This is a genomic window from Chromobacterium sinusclupearum (assembly GCF_002902845.1).
GTDB lineage: Bacteria > Pseudomonadota > Gammaproteobacteria > Burkholderiales > Chromobacteriaceae > Chromobacterium > Chromobacterium sinusclupearum.
On sequence record NZ_PPTF01000060.1, the window covers coordinates 1 to 2628 of the forward strand.

Genomic DNA, 2628 nt, shown 5'->3' on the forward strand with positions numbered 1-2628 from the left:
CAGGCCGGCTAAACCCACCGCCATGCCGGCGCGGGCGAGCTCCGCCACTTGGGCGCGGCGGCCGCCGGAAGCGGCGGCGCCGGATTCGCGCTGTTGCAGCGCGTGGGTCACGTCGAAAATCACCGGGCGGTTGCCGGATACCTTCTTCATCACGCCGAAACCCAGCATGTCCACCACCAGATTGTCGTAACCGAGGCAGGTGCCGCGGTCGCACAGGATCAGCTGCTCGTTGCCGGCTTCGACGAACTTTTCCACCACGTTCTGGATCTGCGCCGGGCTCATGAATTGCGGCTTCTTGATGTTGACGGCGCGGCCCGTTTTGGCCAATGCCACCACCAAGTCGGTCTGGCGGGCCAGGAAGGCCGGCAGCTGGACTACGTCCGCCACTTCCGCCACGGGGGCGGCTTGCCACGGCTCGTGCACGTCGGTGATCACCGGCACGCCGAAGGCATCCTTCACCGCCTGCAGGATCTTCATGCCTTCTTCCAGGCCTGGCCCGCGGTAGGAGTGGATGGACGAGCGGTTGGCCTTGTCGAAGCTGCCCTTGAACACGTAGGGAATGCCCAGCTTCTGGGTGACGCGAACGTATTCCTCGGCGGCGCGCAGCGCCAGATCGCGTGATTCCAGCACATTGACGCCGCCGAACAGCGTGAACGGGGCTGCGTTGCCGACGGTGACGGACGGGGAAAGGGTAACGTTGATCAAGGGAGTCTTCCTGTGTTCGTGCGCGGCCGCGCGAGGGGCGCGGCCGGATTGAGCAAAACGACATGATATACCCACGGCGCGGCGCGGGCCATCCCGCGCAAGCGGCGGCGACGCGAACATGCCGTACGCGTATAGTGTCGGTTTGACCACCCCAAAAGAAAGTTCGCCCATGGCAGACCTGTCCGCCTTTCCGATCACCGGCAAATGGCCGGCCCAATATCCGGACCGCTTGCAGCTGTATTCTCTGCCCACGCCTAACGGCGTCAAGGTGTCCATCATGCTGGAGGAAACCGGGCTGCCCTATGAGGTGCATACCGTCAGCTTCGAGCGCAACGAGCAGCTATCGCCGGAATTCTTGTCGCTGAACCCGAACAACAAGATTCCGGCCATCCTCGATCCAAACGGCCCCGGCGGCAAACCGCTGGCGCTGTTCGAGTCCGGCGCCATTCTGATCTATGTGGCGGAAAAGACTGGCAAGCTGCTGCCGGCTGACCCCGCCCGCCGCTATGAAACCCTGCAGTGGCTGATGTTCCAGATGGGCGGCATCGGGCCGATGTTCGGCCAATTGGGCTTCTTCCATAAGTTCGCCGGCAAGGATTACGAGGACAAGCGGCCGTGCGATCGCTATGTCGCCGAGTCGCGCCGCCTGCTGGGCGTGCTGGAGGGGAGGATGGCCGGGCGCCAGTGGATCATGGGCGATGAATACACCATCGCCGACATCGCCATCTGGCCGTGGGTGCGCAATCTGGTCGACTACTATGGCGCGGGCGAACTGGTGGGCTTTGCCGACTGCCCGAATCTGCAACGCGTTTTGACGGCCTTTGTTGCGCGGCCGGCAGTGGCGCGCGGGCTGGCGATTCCGCCGCGGGCTTAGCATTATTACCGTGCGGAGGTCATGAGTTTGTAATTTGTTTTGTCGGATGGGGGTTTAATATTGGCCGGTCGATTTTAAACCGGTTTGGATTTGGAGCCGAGGCTGGATTGCTGGCCAAACACAGGGACAAGATAAATGAAAAAACGCATCGCCGCCGCGCTGATCTGCAGCCTGATGGGCGCAGCCGTCCAGGCCGCGCCCATGGTTCTGGCTTACTACTCTGGCTATCCCGGCAATTACGCCGCGCTAAGCAAGTATTCCGCTAATTTCAACGCGGCCGCCATAGACTTCTACAACATCACGGCCCAGGGCGTGGTGAAGGGCAATGGCGACGATGCGCCGGATGATGCCATCGCCTTCCTGCGCGGCAAGAAGATCGCGGCCTATGGCTGTGTGTCCAATGTGGACGGCAAGGGCAACTGGAGCGCCGGCATCGCGCACGCGGTATCCACCTCGGCTTTGCAGCCGGCGGTGGCCAATCTGGTGAAGTTCGCGCAGCAGAACGGCTTTGCCGGCATCAATGTCGATTTCGAGAACGTGGCGCAGGGCGACCGTTACAACTTCGGCAATTTTGTGCAGACCCTGGCTAGGGCGCTGCATGCCAAGGGGCTGAAGCTGATCGTCAGCGTGCCGGCCTTTTCCGGCGCCGATTACGACCATCCTGCCAATTACGGCTACGATCTGCAGGCGCTGGGGGGCGGGGCGGATTATCTGCAGATCATGACCTACGACGAGCGGATTCCCGACTGGAGCCCCGGACCGGTCGCCGGTTCGGATTGGATGGAAAACGATCTGGACTACGCCGTATCGCTGGTGCCGGCGGGCAAGATTCTGAACGGCATCCCGGCCTATGGCTATGACTGGCAACGCGAGGGCGTGGGCGGCATGCTGCACTGGAAGGACACGCAGGCGCTGATCGACCGTTACGGCGCCCAACCGAGCTACGACGCCGGCACCAACTCCTGGACCTTTCGCTATGGCGCTGCGGACGGAAGCCTGCATACGGTATGGACCGAGAACGCCCGCAGCGTGGCGCTGAAGGCCAGCTT

Annotated in this window: 3 protein-coding genes; 2 read left to right on the forward strand and 1 reads right to left on the reverse strand. The window is 62.7% G+C overall.

All coding sequences use genetic code 11. The features are described from left to right. Positions 1-705 (reverse strand): 3-deoxy-8-phosphooctulonate synthase (kdsA, locus tag C2134_RS11990; protein WP_103320335.1); only part of this gene is annotated, 705 nt, incomplete at its 3' end. Between the two features lie 169 nt (positions 706-874). Here kdsA and C2134_RS11995 point away from each other — a divergent pair. Both C2134_RS11995 and C2134_RS12000 read left to right on the forward strand, forming a co-directional pair. After that, on the forward strand, positions 875-1579 hold the full coding sequence (locus C2134_RS11995) for a glutathione S-transferase N-terminal domain-containing protein (RefSeq protein ID WP_103320337.1): 705 nt from the start codon (positions 875-877) through the stop codon (positions 1577-1579). Positions 1580-1714: 135 nt separating this feature from the next. Further along, a partial coding sequence (locus C2134_RS12000) for a glycosyl hydrolase family 18 protein (RefSeq protein WP_233196431.1) occupies positions 1715-2628 on the forward strand: 914 nt, incomplete at its 3' end.